Genomic DNA, 18334 nt, shown 5'->3' with positions numbered 1-18334 from the left:
GATACTGACTAGCACCAGCACCTGCGCCGCCTCGGACGTTATTCGGGACGAAGAGGCCGTCGGTTCAAATCCGGCTACCCCGACCAAAGTAAGTGCAGTTCAAGGGCGGGTCTTCCTTACGGGAGACCCGCCCTTGACGCTTTTCGGGGCAATCGCCGTCCGCATCGTGATCTGAGTCACTCCATTTCTCGCAACCTTTCCCCGCTGTCGGCGTGTGAAGGCCGACAGCAGCGCGAAGGCCGTTCATCTCAGCCGGTCGGCCCCCGCTGCGGAAGGGGATGACAGTGAACGGGATGGGCAGCACCGGCTGGAGCGTCTGGCGCCTGGCCACCCTGCGGCTGGCGTCCGGTGTCGTACACGCAGTACCTGATCTCGCCCGACCGGCGGATCAACGCAGACGTCTCGCCGGTGGCGACCGACTTCACCGGCGACGGCGTGCCTGACCTGCGGACGGTGGCGCCCGCTGGGGTGGTCACCGCGTATGTCGTCTCCGAGCGGTCCGCGACGGGCGCCGCTCGGCTCACGGCATCGGCTCCGCAGGCTCTGGCATAACGGGGGGGCGCGGGGGCGAAAGCCCCCGCGCCTGTTAATGCCATACTCGACCACCTTCGTCCAGGGAGATCAGGTGCAGGGCCAGCTCGATTTCGCGGAGTTCTACTCCGCGGCATTCGGCCCGCTGACATCCCAATTGCACGCGTTCGTCGGTAGTCACGCCGAGGCGCAGGACCTCGTACAGGAGGCGTTCTGCCGGGCTTTCGGCAGATGGTCGACGATCTCTCGCTATGACGATCCGCAAGCCTGGGTACGCCGGGTGGCCTGGAACCTCGCGGTCAGCCGCTGGCGGCGTACCCGGCTGGTCCGGCTGTGGCAGCGCGACCTGGCGCCGGCGGACGTGCCCGAGCCCACCGGCGGTGATATCGACCTGGCTCGAGCCCTGGCAGAGCTGCCCCCGGACCAGCGTCAGGCGATCGTGCTGCACTACCTCGCCGACATGCCCGTCACCGACGTGGCCGCCTTCATGGAGGCGCCGGAGGGCACGGTCAAGGCGTGGCTCCACCGCGGTCGCGGCGCGCTCGCCGCGAGCCTCGGTGCCGACGCGGAGGCGGCGCGGTCCGCCGCGCAGGCGCGAACCCGGCCGCCGGGAGTGGCCGCGGTGCGCGCCACCGTCACCCGGCGTTACGCGACCCGCGCGACGGCCCTGCTGGTGGGCGCCCTGGCGCTCGCCGCAGGTGCGCTGGTCCCCATCAGCGCCGGGGTGGCACCCACCAATCCGTCGCCCGGGGTCTCTCCTTCACCCGCCTCCCCGTCGCCCTCCCCCACCGCCACGCCGAGCGCCCAGCCGAGCACTCAGGCACCCTCCGCGCCCACGAACCCCGCCCGCAGCACCTCCACCTGCCCGTACGACACCATGGCGGCGACGATGCTGCTGGTGAGCCCGGCGCCGGACACCTATGCCAAGTCGGCGCAGCTCCAGGCGGCCTGCCCGTCGATGCGGATGCGGGTCACCCGAGCCACCTACGTCGGGGCGACCGCCACCGCGGCGAAGCTGACCCGCCACGCCACCACGTCCGGGACGCTGACCTCCCAGTCGGCGGTGCGTGTGGCCACCCCTGGCAGACCCGCGGGCGAGTGCTACGCCCGGCTTCAGGTGACCCTCGCCGGGTCTGCGAGCCTGCCGGCCTCCATCCCGAACCCGATCCCCGACCTGGTGAGCTCCGGCCGCGAGGACAGCTTCGACTACTACTGGGCGTCTCGGGGCCTGCGCGTACTCGACATGTCGTGGGCGGACCCGGTCTGCTGACCGGTCATGGCAGCAGCCGCCGGGCGCGTACCGCCTTCGCCGCGACGAAACCCGCGAGCAGCATCATCGCCGCGGCCGCCCCGGCGAGCCACGGACCGCGCGACCGGTCCTCGGCCGGGGCTGCGGCCAGGCGTGTCTCCGGGGACTCCGCCCGGTCCAGGCCGAGGGGCGGTTCGGGGGACCCGGACGGCGGCGGAGAGGGCGGCAGCGACCCCCGGGGCGAGGCAGGCGCCTGGGTACGCGTCGCGTACCGGCGCAGTTCGTCCTGCCGCACCGCCGGGTCGTAGGAGAAGCTCACCTGGTCGCTCACCGACGGCGTGCACGTGGCGCCGAAGTACACGTCCGCGTCGTACCAGCCCGGCCTGGTCCCCTGGCGAAAGGACATCCGCAGGCGGACAGAGTGCCGGGTGTGCGGAGCCAGCGCCGGCAACCGCTCTTCATCGGTGAGCCACCACGACAGCGACGGTGGGGGCTGCGGTTCCCAGTGCCACTGCAGGTGCACCGGGTGCCATGCCCCGCCGTCGATGCTCCAGGACAGGCTGGGCGTGATCGGCGAGACCTCGCGGGGCATCGCCAGGCGGTCATACGGAATGACGATCAGCTGGAACGCGATCGAGACGTCGGTCAGCGCGACGTTTCCACTGTTGGTGAGGGTTGTGCCGGAGATCGTCGCCTGCTCCGGGACCCCGGCGATCGGAGCGCTGCTGGCGGATTCCGTCACGGTGAGCTTTCCGGGGCAGCGGGCCGGAGTGGGTGATGCCGCCGGCGGACTCGCCGGGACGGCGACGCTGCTCGGGGACGGTGAGGGCGAAGGCGACGGTTCGGTGGCCGACGCCGGTGTCGCGCCGACAGCCGCCGAGACTGCGAAGGTGGCGAACGCGAGGCAGCTGTAGGTGAGTCTGCGGTAGCCGGCCACTGGCACCTCCGGAGAGTCCGATGTCGAAGCAACCAGAGGTTAGCCTCGGCGGGAAAGGGCCCTGCCCGGTGTCCCGCCGGCGACGTCCGGGGTCAGTGTCGTAGGCGCGGGTTAGTTTCACACCCACGAGTGAGCCGGACTCAGCGACCCTGATGGGAAAGCGCGGCTACGGGGGGTGGGTGAGCGTCCCCGGCGTGCTCGGGACCCGACCGGATTCCGATACTCCACCCCCCTTCACCCCCTCCGACACGGTCGGTTACCTGACGGAATCGGCCAGTTGCGGACGGTTGCCATCATGGGGCGATGTTCGCCACTCGCCGCGCCAAATGGGTCACCCTCACCGTCGTCCTGGCGGCCGTTATCGCCTGGACCGTCCTGGCGCTGCTGCTGGATCGCGACGCCTACGGCGCGATGACCGATGGAGTGCAGGCCGTCGGCGTGGTCGCGGCGCTCGGGCTGGCCGCGGCGACCCTGCTCCGGGACAACCGGGACCGCCGCGTCGACCGCGCGCTCGCGCTGCACCAGGAGCTGTCGACCGGCGACCTTTGGCAGGCCCGGCAGCGGCTCGTCACCCACCTGACCAGGCTCGACGCCGAGCAGCGCAAGGAGGGCGACCCCGAGCGGGTCCGCCGGGTCACCCGCGAGCAGCTGCGCAGCGACCCCCGGGCCTCCGTCTACGCGGACGGCATCGGGTCGCCCCGCATCGACGCCGACCTGCTCGTGCGCTTCTTCGAACGCGCCGAGGCGGCCCGGCGTACGCACGCCCTGGACGTGCCGCTGTTCGGGGAGCTGATCGGGCGGCAGGCGGTGTGGTGGAACACCGCCCTGATCGCCGACGGCAGGACCTGGACGTGCCGGCGGTCGCTGACCGAGCTGGCGGCCTGGGCGAGCGCCGCCGGTCCGTACGCGCCGGGCGGCCGGAACCTCGGCCTGGAGTCGGCGGTGCGGGACTTCGGACCCGAGCACGGCGCCCCCGCCGCGGTCGGTGACTGACGTGCCACCCCGGGCCCGCCGTGGGACGACGTGCCGAAACTCACCTTCCCAGCATCCGGGAGGGCGGCGGCGTACCGTCGCTCGCCAGCCTGATCGCGTACCGCGTCGGTGGCCAACAGGTTCCCAGCTTCCAGCCGCTCGTACCACGTGGCCCACTCGCAGAAGCGACGATTTTTCGCGCACCGTGAGTAAGCTTGGCGGCCGTAAGCCCCTTACCCCGGATAGTGGATCAAGCGGAACCCCACCTCGTGCCCCTTAATCGCATCATTGATGATGTCGCCGCAGCACTGCGGGCCTCACGCAGTGCGGTCGAGGCGTGCGGTGCCACCGTGTCGGTGCTCAGCCGGCACACCCCGGCACTCATCGAGGCGCTGCTGCACGTGAAAGACCAGCTCCGCTGCGTCTCGGCCAGCGGCGCCTGGCAGGTGTTCTCCGCGGTCCCGCTGGGCCGGGGCGTGGTCGGCCGGGTGTACGCCAGCGGCAAGGCCGTCACGATCCTGGACGTCGCCAACGACCCCGACTACATCCGGCTCGGGCCGCCCATCACCGCGGAGATCTGCGCGCCGATCATCGACCGCACCGGCCACCCGGTCGGCGTGCTCAACGCCGAGTGGGACGAGGCGCACTCGCTGGACGGCTGGGAAGAGATCATCATCCAGTCCGGCCGCCTGCTCGGCGCCCGGCTCAGCGAACTCGGCGGACCGCCGCCCGAGACCCGCAGCGAGCAGCTGCTGCGCCACTCGCTCGCGCTGACCAGCGCCGAGACCGACGGCGAGGTGCTGCTGCGGGCCTGCCGCGCGGCCCGCGAGGTGACCGGGCTGGCCGCCGCCGTCCTGCTGCGACCCGCACCCGACCTGCTGCCCGAGCTCGCCGACGCCGAGCCGGACGAGGCCGAGCGGTCCATGAGCGTGGTCATCGCGGCCAGCTCACCCGAGCCGCGGGACCGGCCGCTGGTCGCCCGGCTGGCCCAGATCGAACCCGAGCGGCTGTCCGCCCTGCTCGACGAGGCGTGCCGGTACGGCGCGTCGTACACGCTGGGCGATCCGGCGGTGCTGGACGCGCGCGGGTTCGAGGCGCTGACCGGGGCCGGGGTCCGCACGATGATCGCGGTACCGCTGGGCGCCAGCACCCCGACGGTCACCTCGTCGACCGGCGCCCTGGTGGTGCTGGACGAGACGGCGATAGTGCCCGACAGCGCCATGGTCAACCTGCTGGAGCTGCTGGCGGCGCAGGCCACCAGCTGCCTGGAGAAGCTCAGCACGCTGCGGCGGCTGCACCGGCAGGCCAACTCCGACCCGCTGACCGGCCTGCGCCACGGCGGCCCGTTCGGCGCCCGGCTGGCCGCGGCGACGCCGGGCCAGACCGCCCTGCTGGCGATCGACATCGACGAGTTCAAGACGGTCAACGACACGCTCGGCCACGCCGCCGGGGACCGGGTGCTGGTGCAGATGGCCGTGGCGTTGCAGCAGGCGCTGCGGCTGGGCGACGAGCTGTTCCGGGTCGGCGGCGACGAGTTCGTGGCCGTGATCGACGTGCCGAGCGCGGCCGAGGCGATGCTGATCGCGGAGCGGCTGCTGACCGCCGCGCGCGCCACCAGCCGCACGATCAGCGTCGGCGTGGCCGTGCAGCGCGAGCAGGAGAGCCCTGAGGCGGCGCTGTACCGCGCCGACCAGGCCCTCTACAAGGTCAAACGAGCCGGCCGCAACGGCGCCCAACTCGCGGACTGACTTACGCGCCGTCGAAAGCGTGCAGTTTCGGGGAAACTGCAGGAATCCGGGTCAAGATTCCAGCACTTTCCCCGAAACTGCACGCAACCACCTAGCGCCCGGTGAGCTCGCTCGCGAGGAGTTCGGCGATCTGGGCGGTGTTCAGGGCGGCGCCCTTGCGGAGGTTGTCGCCGGTCACGAAGAAGTCCAGCGCGCGCGGGTCGTCGACGGCCCGGCGGATGCGGCCGACCCAGGACGGGTCGGTGCCGACGGCGTCGATGGGCATCGGGAACTCGCCCGCGCCCGGGTCGTCGACCACGATCACGCCGGGGGCGCTGTCCAGCACCCCGCGCGCGTCGGCCGCGTCGACCTCGGAGCCGAACACCGCGTGCACGGCGACCGAGTGGCCGGTCACCACGGGGACGCGTACGCAGGTCGCGCTGACCTTCAGGCCGGGCAGCCCGAGGATCTTGCGGGACTCGTTGCGCATCTTCAACTCTTCGCTGGACCAGCCGCCGTCCTTGAGCGAACCGGCGAACGGCACCACGTTGAGCGCGACCGGTGCCGCGAACGGGCCCAGGTCGTCGCCGATGGCGTGGCGGACGTTGCCGGTGCGCGAACCCAGCAGCCGGTCCCCGGCCACCTTGGTGAGCTGGTCGTGCAGCGCGTCGACGCCGGACTGGCCGGCGCCGGAGACCGCCTGGTACGACGCGAGCACGAGCTCCTTGAGCCCGTACGCGTTGTGCAGGGGCGCGATGGCCACGATCATCGCCAGCGTCGTGCAGTTGGCGTTGGCGATGATGCCCTTGGGCCGGTTGCGCGTCTGCTCCGGGTTGATCTCGGGCACGACCAGGGGCACGTCCGGGTCCATCCGAAACGCGCCGGAGTTGTCGACCGCGACCGCGCCGCGCGCCACCGCGACCGGCGCCCAGATGGCGGAGACCTCGTCGGGCACGTCGAACATGGCCACGTCGACGCCGTCGAAGGCCTCCTCGCGGAGCGCGACGACCTCGACCTCCTCGCCGCGGACCATGAGCCGCCGACCGGCGGAGCGGGCCGAGGCGATGAGGCGGATCTCGCCCCACACGTTGCGGCGGTGGCTGAGGATGTCGAGCATCACCGTGCCGACGGCGCCGGTGGCGCCGACGACGGCGAGGGTGGGCAGCCTGCCGGGGGTGGGCACCGCCGTCACCTGCCGGTACCGGCGTAGACCACGGCCTCCTCGGACCCGCCGAGCTCGAACGCGTCGTGCACGGCGCGGACGGCCTCGTCGAGGTCGGTGTCGCGGCAGACGACCGAGATGCGGATCTCCGAGGTGGAGATGATCTCGATGTTCACGCCGGCGCGGGCCAGCGCCTCGCAGAAGGTGGCGGTCACGCCGGGGTTGGAGCGCATACCGGCGCCGACCAGCGAGATCTTGCCGATGTGGTCGTCGTACAGCAGGCCCTTGAAGCCGACCCGCTCCTGGACCTTCTGCAGCGCGGCCATCGCGGTGGGGCCGTCGACCTTGGGCAGCGTGAACGAGATGTCGGTGCGGCCGGAGGCCTCGGTGGAGACGTTCTGCACGATCATGTCGATGTTGATCTCAGCGTCGGCCAGCGCGCGGAAGATGTTGGCCGCCTCGCCCGGCTCGTCCGGCACGGAGACGATCGTGATCTTGGCTTCGCTGCGGTCGTGCGCCACACCGGTGATGAGTGCTTGCTCCACGGAAAGGTCCTCCATTGATCCGGTGACGAGGGTTCCGGTCTTGGTCGAGTACGAAGAACGGACGTGGATGTTCAGGCCGAACCGGCGCGCGTACTCCACGCTGCGCAGGTGCAGGATCTTGGCACCGCTGGCCGCGAGTTCGAGCATCTCCTCGTACGTGATCTGCTCGACCTTGCGGGCGTTGGGCACGATCCGCGGGTCGGCGCTGTAGACGCCGTCCACGTCGGTGTAGATCTCGCACACGTCGGCCTTGAGCGCGGCCGCCAGCGCCACCGCGGTGGTGTCCGAGCCGCCCCGGCCGAGCGTGGTGATGTCCTTGGTGTCCTGGGACACGCCCTGGAAGCCCGCCACGATCACGATCGCGCCCTCGTCGAGCGCGCCGCGCAGGCGGCCCGGGGTCACGTCGATGATGCGCGCCTTGCCGTGCGTCGACGTGGTGATCACGCCCGCCTGCGACCCCGTGTACGACCGGGCCTCGTAGCCCAGGTTGTGGATCGCCATCGCCAGCAGCGCCATCGAGATGCGCTCACCCGCGGTGAGCAGCATGTCGAACTCGCGACCGGGCGGCAGCGGGCTGACCTGGTGAGCCAGGTCGATCAGCTCGTCCGTCGTGTCGCCCATCGCCGAGACGACCACGCACACGTCGTTGCCGGCCTTGCGGGTCGCCACGATGCGCTCGGCGACGCGCTTGATCCGCTCGGCGTTGGCGACCGACGAACCGCCGTACTTCTGCACCACGAGGGCCACGGTGCCGGGCTCCTCTCCACGTCAGGGCTTAGGGACGTCTCAGCTTAACCGTGGCCGCACCGGGCACCTGCGGCTCGATCCCAGCAGTCGGGCGCCGGTGCCGGTGCCGTACCAGATCCTCTGCCGCACCGCCTCGCGCGCCCGCCGGAAGTCCGCCGCAGCCGTGCCGCGACCGGAAGAAATCTGGCCTGTGACACCCGCCACACCGACCGCGGTCCGCCGCACAGTGGAGTCGGCAGACGACAATGGGCGCGTGCGTCGGGCTACCCTCACCCCTCTTGCCTTGATCGTCGCGAGCATGGCCCTGTCGGCCTGCGGAGACACCGTCCCCCAGGCGACACCGAGCGCCACCGCGACGACCGTCGCCGGGCCCGTGGAGGCGACCGAGCCCCGTGCCCAGCTCGCCGGCCGGGCCGCGGCCGCCAAGGACCTCAAGCAGGTCGCGACGTACACCTTCACCTCGCCGAAGCGGCCGGTGCGCCGGGTGACCATCACCCGGGCCGTCGACCGCACCTGGCGCATCGACCTGCCCGGCGGCGCGTACAGCGGCCAGGTCGACATCGCGCTGGTGTGGACCGCCGGGGCGCTGCACCAGTGCGCCCTGCCCGCGGGCAACCACCCCTTCGCCGGCTGCGTACGGCTGCCCGGCCCGCTGCCGACCAAGGCCGACGTGAAGCTGGAGCACCTGGTCACCGACTGGCTGGGCGTGCTGACCGACCGCCGCGCGGCGCTGGCCGTGGCCGAGGTGGACACGCTGCCCGGCGCGGCGGGCCGCTGCTACTCGGTGGAGTCCTCGGCGGCCAGCCTCAAGCTGCCCATGGACGCGGGCATCTACTGCTTCGAGGCCGACGGCACGCTGACCGCCGCCCGGGTCGGCTTCGGCACCCTGATGCTGTCCGGCCCGCCCGCGCCGGGGCCGCAGACCGTCCAGATGCCCGGCCCGATCGTCCCCGGCCAGCCCCTGCCCATCAACGCCCCACCCTCCCCCAGCCCCTCGGTCTCGCCATCAGGCACCCCGAGTCCGACTCCGAAGGCGTCCCCGAAGGCCTGACCCATCGACGCCATGTCCACTGGCGCGAATCGGCGGTATCTATCACCCCGCTCGCGCCGGTAGGCTGTTTTCCCGTACGCGTCGCACCGGGAGGGTGATGATCGTGACTGTGACTATCGATCTGCCCAGCGACGGCGTGATCACGCGCGCGACGTTCGAGAACCTGCCCACCCCCAATCGGGGCTGGGCGTGGGAACTGCACGACGGAAGGCTGGAGCTCGTCCACATGCCGGTCACCATCTGGCACTGGCAGATCATCCTGATGATCCTGGAGCACTGGCGCCGCAACGGGCACGAGGTCGCCGGGGAGCAGTACGTCGCGGACAGCGGCTTCGTACGCGGAGGCAGCGGCCGCAACAACTTCGTCGCCGACGGGGTCGTCTTCGTCGCCGGCCATCGGCCCCGCCCTCGTGACACGACCCACGACGCGGGTGTCATCCACGTCGTCGTCGAGGCCGTCTCGGACCGGAGCGAGGAGAACGACGCCGTGAACAAGTTCGGCGTCTATGCGGCGCTCGGCGTCGAGCACTACTGGATCGTGCGCGGCGACGCCGATGCGGACCAGGTCGACGGCATGATCACCATGCACGTCCTGCGCGGCGGCACTTATGAGGTCGCGGGGCACCGCATGGTGTCCAAACTCGGTTGAGATCCTGACCTGACAGGTCAGCGGGCACGGGGCAGCGTGAGCGGCTTTCATCCGGTGGGATGTCCGGCATGGGGGTACGCGATAACCTGATCCCGCCTGCCGGGATAGCCCGGCGGCTGTCCGCGCAGAACCTGCTGGCCGGAATCGGCTACGGCACGTTCCTGACCGGCAGCGCCGTCTTCTTCACCAGGGTCGTCGGCCTGCGGCCGCACGAGATCGGCCTGGGCCTGTCCGCCGCGGCGGCGGCCGCACTGCTGCTCGCCGTGCCGCTGAGCGCCCTGGCCGACCGGATGGGTCCGCTGACGCTGTGGAGCCGCGCCACGGCCGTGCAGGCGCTGCTGTTCGGCTGCTGGCCGCTGGTGCGGGGCTTCGGCGCGTTCATCGCGGTGATCGTGGCGGTGGAGCTCGCCGCGACGGTGGCGCAGGCGGGACGCAGCGTGTACCTGATCGAGGCGCTGGCGCCGGAGGAGCGGGTGCGCACCCAGGCGTTCTCCCGCTCCTGGCTCAACGTCGGCTGGTCGCTCGGGGCCGGGCTGGCGGCGCTGGCGCTGGCGCTGGACATCCGCCCCGCCTACTACGGCATGGTGCTGGTCAACGGCGTGGTGCTGCTGGCCAACTCCTACTTCATCGCGAAACTGCCCGCGCTCGTACGCCACGAGAAGCAGCACGCGGCGCGCACCAGGGCGCGAGAGGTCTTCCGCGACCGGCCCTACCTGGCCGTCACCGCCGTGTGCGCGGTGCTGGCCTCCTACATCACGGTCGCGATGGAGGTGGCGCCGCTGTGGCTGCTGCACCGGACCGACGCGCCGCGCTGGTGGCTGGGCGTGCTGACGGTCACCAACACGCTGATGGCGACGACGCTGCAGGTGGCGCTGACCCGCGGCACGCACACCCTGACCGGGGCGGTCCGCTCGCTGCGCCTGGGTGCGCTGACCGCCGCCCTGGGCTGCCCGATCTACCTGGTCGCGGGCGGCACGGCCGGATGGCCGACGATGGCGGTGCTGCTGGCGGCAACGGTGCTGCTGACCCTGTCCGAGCTGCTGTACTCGGCGGGGGCGTGGACGGTGATGGCCGAGCTGCCGCCGCCGGACCAGCGGGGGGCCTACCTCGGGGCGTTCCGGATGGGCACCTCGGCGCAGGCGATGATCGCCCCGGCGGGACTGATCGCGCTCGCGGTGAGCACCGGTGGCTGGGGCTGGCTGGCGATCGCGGCGATGTTCGCGGTCGGCGGGCTGGTCGTCGGGCCGGTAGTGGTACGTGCGGCGGGCTCGCGTCCCAGTCTTCGGGCAACGGCTCCCGCAACGGCCACGGCGGCGTAAAGTCGACGACTGTCATGCGGTACGTGAGCCTCCTGCTTCGCTGCCGCGACGAGGCCTAGCCGCTGCCCACTGCGCAGCCACACCGGCACCTCGTCGCGGAGTAGCGGCGCGTGCCCGTTTGCCGGTTTCCCGTACAGCTCCCGGGCCCCGGCAATCCTGTTGCCAGGTCAACGAAATCGATCCGTACCGCCGTGTGCTTGCCCACACAACCGCCTCGGATCGCGCGACCCGCATGACTTTAAAGGAGCATGGAACCCATGTCTGCTGCAGCTCAGCGCCCCAGCAAGATGCCCTTCCAGCGTTACCGCGGCTACCACGAGCAGTTCCGCGTGGACGTCGCCGACCGGACCTGGCCCACCCGCCGCGTCGAGGCCGCCCCGCAGTGGTGCGCGGTGGACCTGCGCGACGGCAACCAGGCCCTGATCGACCCGATGTCCCCCGATCGCAAGCGCCGCATGTTCGAGCTGCTGGTCAAGATGGGATACAAGGAGATCGAGGTCGGTTTCCCGGCGGCCAGCGAGACCGACTTCTCGTTCGTGCGGCAGCTCATCGAGGAGCAGCTGATCCCGGACGACGTGACCATCCAGGTGCTGGTGCAGTGCCGCGAGCACCTGATCGAGCGGACGTTCGAGAGCCTGCGCGGGGCGAAGCGGGCGATCGTGCACTTCTACAACTCGACCTCCACGCTGCAGCGCGAGGTGGTGTTCGGCCTGGACACCGACGGCATCACCGCGATCGCCACCGACGGGGCCCGGCTGTGCCAGAAGTACGCCGAGATGATCACCCCGGACACCGAGATCCGGTACGAGTACTCGCCCGAGTCCTACACGGGCACGGAGCTGGAGTACGCGCTCGAGGTGTGCTCGGCGGTGATCGAGGTCATCGACCCGACGCCCGAGCGCCCGCTGATCATCAACCTGCCCGCCACGGTCGAGATGGCCACGCCGAACGTGTACGCCGACTCGATCGAGTGGATGCACCGCCGCCTGCCGCGCCGCGACTCGGTCATCCTGAGCCTGCACCCGCACAACGACCGGGGCACCGGCGTGGCCGCCGCCGAGCTGGGCCTGCTGGCCGGCGCCGACCGGATCGAGGGCTGCCTGTTCGGCAACGGCGAGCGCACCGGCAACGTCGACCTGGTCACGCTGGGCCTGAACCTGTTCAGCCAGGGCATCGATCCGAAGATCGACTTCACCGGCATCGACGAGATCAAGCGGGCGGTCGAGTACTGCAACCAGCTGCCGGTGCACGAGCGGCACCCGTACGCCGGCGACCTGGTCTACACGGCGTTCTCCGGCTCGCACCAGGACGCGATCAAGAAGGGCCTGGACGCGCACGCCCGCAAGGCCGCCGACGCCGGGGTGCCGGTGGCCGACTTCGAGTGGGGCGTGCCCTACCTGCCGATCGACCCGAAGGACCTGGGGCGCTCGTACGAGGCCGTCATCCGGGTGAACTCGCAGTCGGGCAAGGGCGGCGTCGCGTACATCATGAAGTCCGAGCATCAGCTGGACCTGCCGCGCCGTCTGCAGATCGAGTTCTCGGGCGTGGTCCAGCGCCGCACCGACGACGCCGGTGGCGAGGTCACCCCGGCCGAGATGTACTCGATCTTCGCCGACGAGTACCTGACCGACCGCAGGCTGGCGGTGCGCTCGTACTCGGTGTCGACCGTCGACGGCAAGGTGGAGCTGGTCGCCGAGGCCGACCTGGACGGCGCGCCCTGTCGCCTGACCGGGGTGGGCAACGGCCCGATCGACGCGTTCAGCCACGCGCTGTCCGACCACAACGTGAGCGTGCGGGTGCTGGACTACGCCGAGCACGCGCTGACCAGCGGCGGTGACGCCCAGGCGGCCGCCTACGTCGAGTGCGACGTGGACGGCGAGACCCGCTGGGGCATCGGCATCGACGCCAACATCGTGACCGCCTCGCTGAAGGCGGTCGCCAGCGCGGTCAACCGGCACTGACGATCACGAGGAGGGGCACCTGCCGTACTCGGGCAGGTGCTCCTCCTTCTGTCTGCGCACCTCCGCGCGGTCCAGCGGCACGTGCGGGCAGATGAACAGCGCCAGCGCCGACGCGGCGACCAGCACCCCGGCCGCCCACAGCGCCGCCTGCCGGTACCCGGCGGTCAGCGGCGCGGCCTGCTCGTACTGGTCGCCGGTGAGCCCGACCAGCAGCGGCAGCACCGCCACGGCCAGCAGCGACCCGGCCCGCGCGGCCGCGTTGTTGACGCCGCTGGCCACCCCGGCGTGCCGGACCGCGACGGCGGCCAGCACCGCGGCGGTCAGCGGGGCCACGAACAGGGTCAGCCCGGCGCCGAACGCGAGCACCCCGGGCAGTATCCCGGTCCAGTAGTCGGTGCCCGGACCGACCCCGCGCAGCAGCAGCACGCCGAGCGCGCAGCAGAGAGGGCCAGCCGTGAGCTGCAGTTTCGGCCCGATCTTCGTGGCCAGGGCACCGGAGCGCTCGGACAGGGCGAACATGAGCAGCGTCATCGGCAGGGTGGACAGGCCGGCCTGCAGCGCCGTGTACCCGACGACGTTCTGCAGGAAGATGACCAGCAGGAACAGGAAGCCGCCGAACGCGCCGTACACCAGCAGGGTGTAGAGGTTCAGCACCGAGAAGGCGCGCGAGTCGAACAGCGTGAGCGGCAGCATCGCCCGCGGTCCGCGCTGCCGCTCGCGCAGCAGGAACGACACCGCGCCGACCACCGCGACGACCAGTCCGCCGAGCACGGCCGCCGAGGCGAACCCCTGCTCCGGCCAGGCGATCAGGGCGTAGGTGAGCCCGGCCAGGGCGACCGCACCGAGCAGGCCCCCGGCGAGGTCGAAGTGGTGGTCGGTCTCGGGCGACCGGCTCTCCGGCACATACCGGTGTGCGAGCAGCACCGCCGCCGCCGCGAGCGGCACGTTGATCAGGAAGATCCAGCGCCAGGACGCCTGGTCGATGAGCACGCCGCCGACGAACGGCCCGAGCGCGGTGGTGACCCCGGCCAGCCCGGACCAGGCTCCGATCGCGCGCGCCCGGTCCTGCTCGGCGAACGACGCCTGCAGCAGCGCCAGCGAGCCCGGGGTGAGCAGGGCGGCCCCGACCCCCTGCAGGATCCGCGCCGCGATCAGCAGCTCGACGTCCGGGGCGAAGCCGCAGGCCACGGAGGCCAGGGTGAACCAGACGACGCCGACGACGAACATCCGGCGGCGCCCCCAGTGGTCGCCCAGCGCCCCGCCCAGCAGCACGAAGGCGGCCAGCGTCAGCGTGTAGCCGCTGACCACCCACTGCAGCTGCGCCAGTGTCGCGCCGAGGTCGCGGCCGAGCGATGGCAGAGCCACGTTGACCACGGTCGAGTCGAGGAACGCCATCCCGGAGGCGAGCACCGCCGCGGCCAGCGTTCCCTTGCCCGCGCGGCTGCGCAGCGTCAGTCCGGCATCCACTCGGCCCATTCTCGTTCGCCGCCGCGCCGGGCGCACGCCGAAACCGGACACCTGCGCAGACGTCGTCCGAGTAGTTGCGACAGCACGGAACACCCGTAGGGTTAGCACGTGCGTTCCCCCAAACCTCTCAGATGGACCGGTATCTCCCTACTCTTGACCGCCACCCTGTTCGCCGGCGCCTGCGACCCCGAAGCGGGCACGGGCTCCCCCGGTGGCAAGGCCAGCAACGGCGCGCGGCCGCCCGTGGCCGCGGGTGACGGCACCGCCGCGGCGGCGTCGCTGAAGGGCCTCAAGGTCGCCGAGGCGCGGCCGATGACCGGCTACAGCCGCGACCGCTTCCCGCACTGGAAGAAGGCGGGCAGCAACTGCGACGTCCGCGACACCGTGCTGGCCCGCGACGGCAAGAACATCAAGCTGGACGGCTGCAACGTCACCGGCGGCAGCTGGCACAGCGTCTACGACGGCGCCGACACCACCGACCCGCTGAAGGTCGACATCGACCACATGGTGCCGCTCGCGGCGGCGTGGCGGTCCGGGGCCGACTCGTGGACCGACGACAAGCGCTCGGAGTTCGCCAACGACCTGACCCGGCCGCAGCTGTTCGCGGTCTCGGCCAGCAGCAACCGGTCCAAGGGCGACCAGGACCCGTCGACGTGGAAGCCGCCGTCGCGCGACTTCTGGTGCACCTACGCCGTTGATTGGATCACGGTGAAGACGTACTGGAAGCTCACCGTGACCTCGGCCGAGAAGGCCGCCCTGACGGACATGCTGGAGTCTTGCGTATGAGCACCCTGACCACGAACATCGTCGCCGGTCCTGGCGGAGTCATGACCGATGAGGTGGGTGTGGTCACCGGCGAGCTGACCCTCGCCAGCGAGCTGGGCGCCGACGGGCTGGCCCGGCTCAAGGTGCAGTACCTGGGCGCGGGCGAGTGGTACACGGTGACCGGGGCGACCGTGCCGGTCACCGATCCGATGGCCGCGCTGCACGCGCAGGCGGTCGGCATCCTGAACCGCCCCGAAGGCTGACAGCATGGCCAAGGGCCGCCCGGATCACCCGGGCGGCCCTTGGCCATGTCGCGGATCAGCGGTGCCGGCGGCGCCGGTGGTGCCGGTGGTGCCAGGCGAGCATGCCGGAGGCGGCCAGGATCAGCAGACCGATCACCGCGTACACCCCGATGCCCAGCACCTCCTCGGCCTCGTCGTACGACGCGTGCGCGGGTGCGACGGCGACCTGCTCGGGCTCCGCCGGCAGGAGCGGGTCGCGCTGCGCCGCGGTCGTGTCGCCGGCGGGCGCGTCGACCGGGCTCGGCTTGGCCGACGGGTGGTGCGCGGCCGACGGGGACGCGGACGGGTGGTGGCCGGGCACGTGCCGGGTGCAGTCGCCGGTCTCGTGCACGCAGACGGGGAAGCTGGCGTAGTTGTCGGTTACCAGCCGGTCGTACGCGCCGTCGACGGTCATCGCCACGTGCGGCTCGCCCGGGTGCGCGCTGCTCAGCTTCTCGGTGAAGGTGACCTTGCGGGTGGCCCCGGGCGCCAGCGCCTCGATCAGGCAGCCGTCGCCGTCCTCCAGCGGGCAGTCCGTCCACGCCGGATCGGTGAAGCCGGTCCCGCCGGGCTTGCCGATGCGCAGCACGCCGGGCACGGGGCCGGAGTTGCGGTAGGTGACCGTGAACGCGCCGGTCTCACCGACCCGCAGGTAGGTCGGCGCGCTGGCGGCCGACGCGGAGATGTCCGTGTACGGCGGCGAGGTGACCTCGATCGGCACGGTGGCGGTGGGCGCGGTGCCCGTCGCGGCGTGCGCGGTGACGGTGACGTTGCCCGCCGCCCCGAGCGGGGCGTCCTTGCGGGCCCGCAGCGAGATCCGGGCGGTGATGCCGCTGCCGGGGGTGATCCGGTCGACCGAGCAGGTGGCCGAGGTCTTCTCCTTGGTGCACCAGTCGGCAGCGGCGAGCTCGACCCGGCCGGACAGCGCACCGCCCAGGCGCACCTTGAGGGTGACCCGGCTCAGGTCCTGCTCACCCCGGTTGTCGAGCTTCACCAGCAGCTCGGTGCCGCCCATCTCGTTGGCCAGGGCCTTGTCGGGGACGGTCACCGCCAGGCTGCTGTCCGCTGCTGCCGCCGCCGGCAGCGCACCGGCACCGGCCAGCACGAACGCGGTTCCCAACAGGACTGGACTCAGTGCGCGGAGCATCGCGGACCCCCAACGAGCACGTAACGTGGCAAGTCGGGAGGCTACCTTATGTCCGCAAAAGTCCGTTTAGCGTGACACGCGGACGCGGCGCACTGGCACAGCCTCGCAACAAACTGAACGCGCACCTCGGCGGCGGCGCCTCACAGGAACAGCGCCTCCGCGTAGTGCTCGTCGGTCAGCGGGCTGGGCACGATGCCGACCAGGTCCTGCACGGTGACCATGGTGGTCGGGCCGTGTGCCAGCGGCACCGCGGGCAGCTTCTGCATCAGGCTGGCGTTGAGCACGCGGTACAGGTCGGGCCGGCGCAGCCAGCTCGCCCCGTCGGCCTCCTTCAGCGCCCCGAACAGGTCCGCGTCGGTGAACCCGAACTCCGCCGACCGCTTGTCGAACAGGCTCCCCAGGAACGTGTACGCGTCGCCGAGGTCGCCCTCCCAGCCGAACAGGTGCAGGTCGTGCGAGCTGCCCTTGGTCACCGCGTTGAGGTAGGACGGGTTCCACGGCAGCGCCACCGGCTGCACCGTGATGCCGACCGCCTTCAGGTCCTCGGTGATCATCGCAACGATCTTCTTCGGGTCCGGCAGGTAGTCGCGGTAGATGTTGGTCGGATAGTGCAGCCGCAGGGTCAGCCCGTTCGGGTAGCCCGCCCGCTCCAGCAGCACCTTCGCCTGCTGCGGGTTCACCTTGTAGTCGTTGACGTCGGGGTTGAACCCGGCGGCGCTGTCGGGCTGGAAGTTCAGCGCCACCTTCGCGCCGGGCGGGAAGACCTCGTCCACGATCCGCTGCCGGTTCACCGCGTACGCGAGCGCCTGGCGCACCTCCGGCTTGGCCAGCGCCGGGTTGCCCGCCTGGTTGATGCCGAGGTAGAGCACGTTGTACGGCGGCCGGGGCAGCAGCTTGTAGCCCTTCTCCCCCAGCTCCTTCAGGTCGGCCGGGTTGACCAGGTCGTAGCCCTGCACCTTGCCGTCGAGCAGCGCCTGCTTGCGCTGGTTGGCCTCGATCGCCTGGAAGACGAGGTTCTTGATCTTCGCCTTCGTCCCGTGGTAGCCGTCGAAGGCCTCCATCGTGATCCGGCGCGCCTTCCTGTCCCACGAGATCAGCCGGTACGGGCCGGTGCCGACCGGCTTCGCGGCGTACTCCGGGAAGCCGGTCGGGCCCTTGAGGTCGTTCGCGTGGAACTTCTCCAGCGCGGTGGGGCTGGAGATCGCGAACGCGGGCACGGCCAGCGCGGCCGGGAACCTGCTGCTCGCCTTCGTCAACGTCAGCACCGCCGTGCTGGCGTCGGTCGCCGCGCACGACTTGAACAGGCTCGCGGGCAGGCGGCTCGACCCGTTCTTGGCGAACCCCCCGAACACCAGCTGCCAGTACGCCGAGACGTCGGCGTTCTGCAGCAGGCCGGTGAAGTGGAACCACCGGTCGAAGTTGGCGCAGACCGCGGCGGCGTCGAAGTCGGTGCCGTCGTGGAACTTCACGCCCCGCTTGAGCTGGAACGTCCACACGGTGCCGGTGACGTCGGCGGTGAAGCTCTCGGCCAGACCGGGCATGACCCGGGCCGTGCCCGGCTGGATCTGCACCAGCGTCTCCAGCACCTGCCGCGCCACCCGCAGCGACTCGGCGTCGGGCGCCAGCGCCGGGTCGAGCGACTGCGCCTGCCCCACCCCGAACACCAGCGTGTCCTTGGTGCTGAAGGTGGGCAGCCCGGCCACCCCCGGCGGGGGCAGCGGGTTGCTGTCGTCGTCGTCGGTGCAGCTCGCGCTCGCGAGCAGCGTCGCGAGCACGAGGAAGATCGACCAGACCCGGCGCCGGGGCGTACGCATGACGCGACCC

At 71.5% G+C, this 18334-nt stretch carries 16 protein-coding genes; 10 read left to right on the top strand and 6 right to left on the bottom strand.

Going from position 1 to position 18334, the window contains the following annotated elements; translation table 11 throughout:
• The first annotated feature begins 348 nt into the window (after positions 1–348).
• Together QEZ54_RS25325 and QEZ54_RS25320 are read left to right on the top strand one after the other, a co-directional pair.
• Positions 349–552, top strand: coding sequence for a hypothetical protein (locus QEZ54_RS25325; RefSeq protein WP_281307196.1), 204 nt, complete (start codon positions 349–351; stop codon positions 550–552).
• A 73-nt stretch (positions 553–625) separates the two neighbouring features.
• Entirely contained in the window at positions 626–1801 is a 1176-nt protein-coding gene (locus tag QEZ54_RS25320) for a SigE family RNA polymerase sigma factor (RefSeq protein ID WP_281307195.1), read from the top strand.
• Between the two features lie 4 nt (positions 1802–1805).
• On the opposite strand, the gene QEZ54_RS25315 is transcribed toward QEZ54_RS25320, so the two are convergent.
• Complete coding sequence (locus tag QEZ54_RS25315; RefSeq protein WP_281307194.1) at positions 1806–2522, bottom strand: hypothetical protein; 717 nt, start codon at positions 2520–2522, stop codon at positions 1806–1808.
• Positions 2523–3020: 498 nt separating this feature from the next.
• Here QEZ54_RS25315 and QEZ54_RS25310 point away from each other — a divergent pair, with 498 nt between their 5' ends.
• Both QEZ54_RS25310 and QEZ54_RS25305 read left to right on the top strand, forming a co-directional pair.
• Positions 3021–3710: a hypothetical protein gene (locus tag QEZ54_RS25310; protein ID WP_281307193.1), complete on the top strand. Its 690-nt coding sequence runs from the start codon at positions 3021–3023 to the stop codon at positions 3708–3710.
• A gap of 224 nt (positions 3711–3934) precedes the next feature.
• Positions 3935–5437 (top strand): diguanylate cyclase, encoded by a 1503-nt coding sequence (locus QEZ54_RS25305; protein ID WP_348650567.1) that lies wholly within the window; start codon positions 3935–3937, stop codon positions 5435–5437.
• A 91-nt stretch (positions 5438–5528) separates the two neighbouring features.
• On the opposite strand, the gene QEZ54_RS25300 is transcribed toward QEZ54_RS25305, so the two are convergent.
• Positions 5529–6599, bottom strand: a complete 1071-nt coding sequence (locus QEZ54_RS25300) for an aspartate-semialdehyde dehydrogenase (protein WP_281307191.1) — start codon at positions 6597–6599, stop codon at positions 5529–5531.
• Between the two features lie 5 nt (positions 6600–6604).
• Positions 6605–7870 (bottom strand): aspartate kinase, encoded by a 1266-nt coding sequence (locus QEZ54_RS25295; protein ID WP_281307190.1) that lies wholly within the window; start codon positions 7868–7870, stop codon positions 6605–6607.
• Between the two features lie 253 nt (positions 7871–8123).
• Between QEZ54_RS25295 and QEZ54_RS25290 the strand changes: the two genes are divergently transcribed.
• The 4 genes from QEZ54_RS25290 (at position 8124) to leuA (ending at position 12850) form a co-directional block, all read left to right on the top strand.
• Positions 8124–8921 carry a hypothetical protein gene (locus tag QEZ54_RS25290; RefSeq protein ID WP_281307189.1) on the top strand — a complete coding sequence of 266 codons (798 nt, stop codon included), beginning with the start codon at positions 8124–8126 and terminating at the stop codon, positions 8919–8921.
• 103 nt (positions 8922–9024) lie between these two features.
• Positions 9025–9570: a Uma2 family endonuclease gene (locus tag QEZ54_RS25285; protein ID WP_281307188.1), complete on the top strand. Its 546-nt coding sequence runs from the start codon at positions 9025–9027 to the stop codon at positions 9568–9570.
• Positions 9571–9638: 68 nt separating this feature from the next.
• A complete protein-coding gene (locus QEZ54_RS25280) occupies positions 9639–10889 on the top strand; it encodes an MFS transporter (RefSeq protein WP_281307187.1) in 1251 nt (416 codons plus the stop codon).
• Positions 10890–11146: 257 nt separating this feature from the next.
• Complete coding sequence (gene leuA, locus QEZ54_RS25275; protein WP_281307186.1) at positions 11147–12850, top strand: 2-isopropylmalate synthase; 1704 nt, start codon at positions 11147–11149, stop codon at positions 12848–12850.
• A gap of 3 nt (positions 12851–12853) precedes the next feature.
• Here the strand turns inward: leuA and QEZ54_RS25270 are convergent, their stop codons facing one another.
• Positions 12854–14245 (bottom strand): MFS transporter, encoded by a 1392-nt coding sequence (locus QEZ54_RS25270; protein ID WP_281307226.1) that lies wholly within the window; start codon positions 14243–14245, stop codon positions 12854–12856.
• Between the two features lie 315 nt (positions 14246–14560).
• On the opposite strand from QEZ54_RS25270, the gene QEZ54_RS25265 reads away from it, so the two are divergent.
• Entirely contained in the window at positions 14561–15103 is a 543-nt protein-coding gene (locus tag QEZ54_RS25265) for an HNH endonuclease family protein (RefSeq protein WP_281307225.1), read from the top strand.
• Entirely contained in the window at positions 15100–15345 is a 246-nt protein-coding gene (locus QEZ54_RS25260; protein WP_281307185.1) for a hypothetical protein, read from the top strand. Before QEZ54_RS25265 ends, QEZ54_RS25260 begins: the two co-directional genes overlap by 4 nt.
• Before the next feature lie 55 nt (positions 15346–15400).
• Here the strand turns inward: QEZ54_RS25260 and QEZ54_RS25255 are convergent, their stop codons facing one another.
• On the bottom strand, positions 15401–16510 hold the full coding sequence (locus tag QEZ54_RS25255; RefSeq protein ID WP_281307184.1) for a hypothetical protein: 1110 nt from the start codon (positions 16508–16510) through the stop codon (positions 15401–15403).
• Between the two features lie 140 nt (positions 16511–16650).
• Positions 16651–18324 (bottom strand): ABC transporter substrate-binding protein, encoded by a 1674-nt coding sequence (locus QEZ54_RS25250; RefSeq protein WP_281307183.1) that lies wholly within the window; start codon positions 18322–18324, stop codon positions 16651–16653.
• Between the last annotated feature and the right edge of the window lie 10 nt (positions 18325–18334).

It is taken from the genome of Catellatospora sp. KI3 (genome assembly GCF_029948125.1).
Classification (GTDB): Bacteria; Actinomycetota; Actinomycetes; order Mycobacteriales; family Micromonosporaceae; genus Catellatospora.
The sequence above is the reverse complement of the archived record's forward strand: the minus strand, read 5'-3'. Positions and strand labels throughout refer to the sequence as shown.